The following is a 1292-nucleotide window of genomic DNA, read 5'->3' as shown; positions in this document are numbered from 1 at the left end:
GCAATCGTCTTCAAGGAAACGCGTGACATGTGTGGAATCGTGGGTGCGATCGCCGATCGCGACGTAGTACCGGTACTGATCGAGGGTCTGAAGCGCCTTGAATACCGTGGCTACGATTCCTCGGGCATCGCCGTGATCGACCAGAGCGAGCGTCCGGAAGTCCGCCGGGTGCGTCGTACCGGCCGCGTGTCGGAAATGGCCATGGCGGCCGAGGCCGAGGGCTTCAATGCGGTGCTGGGCATCGGCCACACCCGCTGGGCCACCCACGGCGGTGTCACCGAGGCCAATGCACATCCGCACATCAGCCACGGTGTGGCCCTGGTGCACAACGGCATCATCGAGAACCACGAGGAACAGCGCGAGAAACTGCGCGCGATGGGCTACACCTTCGAGTCGCAGACCGATACCGAAGTCATCGCGCACCTGATCCATCATCATCTGAAGGATGGCGACGATCTGCTGGTGGCACTGCAGCACACGGTGAAGGAACTGACCGGTGCCTATGCGCTGGCCGTGGTCAGCCGCGCCGAGCCGGAGCGCTTCGTCTGCGCGCGCATGGGCTGCCCGCTGCTGGTCGGCCTGGGCGAGGGCGAGAACTTCGTCGCTTCGGATGTCTCGGCGGTGATCTCGGCCACCCGCAAGGTGATCTTCCTGGAAGAGGGCGACACCGCCGAAATCCGCCGCGATGGCGTGCGCATCTTCGACGAGCACGACCAGCCGGTCGAGCGCGACGTGCATCTGTCCGACGTATCGCTGGCATCGCTGGAGCTGGGCCCGTACCGCCACTTCATGCAGAAGGAAATCCACGAGCAGCCGCGCGCGCTGGGCGACACCATCGAGGCGGTGATCGATGCCGGTGGTTTCCCGGCCGAGCTGTTCGGCAAGAACGCCGAAGCGGTGCTGTCGGGCATCGAAGGCGTGCAGATCATTGCCTGCGGAACCAGCTACTACGCCGGCCTGACCGCGCGCTACTGGATCGAAGCCATCGCCGGCCTGCCGTGCAGCGTGGAGATCGCCAGCGAGTACCGCTATCGCGCGGCCTACGCGAACCCCAAGCATCTGATCGTGACCATCTCGCAGTCCGGCGAAACGCTGGATACGATGGAAGCGCTGAAGTACGCCAAATCGCTGGGCCACCAGCACACGCTGTCGATCTGCAACGTGCCGGAAAGCGCGATCCCGCGTGCCAGCGAACTGGTCTGCTACACCCGTGCCGGTGCCGAGATCGGCGTGGCATCGACCAAGGCCTTCACCACCCAGCTGGCGGCACTGTTCCAGCTGACCGTGGTGCT

1 protein-coding gene is annotated in these 1292 nt (G+C 64.9%); it reads left to right on the top strand.

The genetic code is table 11. The annotated features are described in order from the left end of the window. Window positions 1-27: 27 nt before the first annotated feature. Window positions 28-1292, top strand: a 1265-nt coding sequence (gene glmS / locus ACM0PY_RS21165; RefSeq protein ID WP_495493302.1) for a glutamine--fructose-6-phosphate transaminase (isomerizing), incomplete at its 3' end; no start/stop codon positions are given.

This window comes from Stenotrophomonas sp. BR163 (assembly GCF_047520985.2).
Taxonomy (GTDB): Bacteria; Pseudomonadota; Gammaproteobacteria; order Xanthomonadales; family Xanthomonadaceae; genus Stenotrophomonas; species Stenotrophomonas sepilia.
Note: the sequence above shows the minus strand (reverse complement) of the source record. Positions and strands in the feature narration are given on the sequence as shown.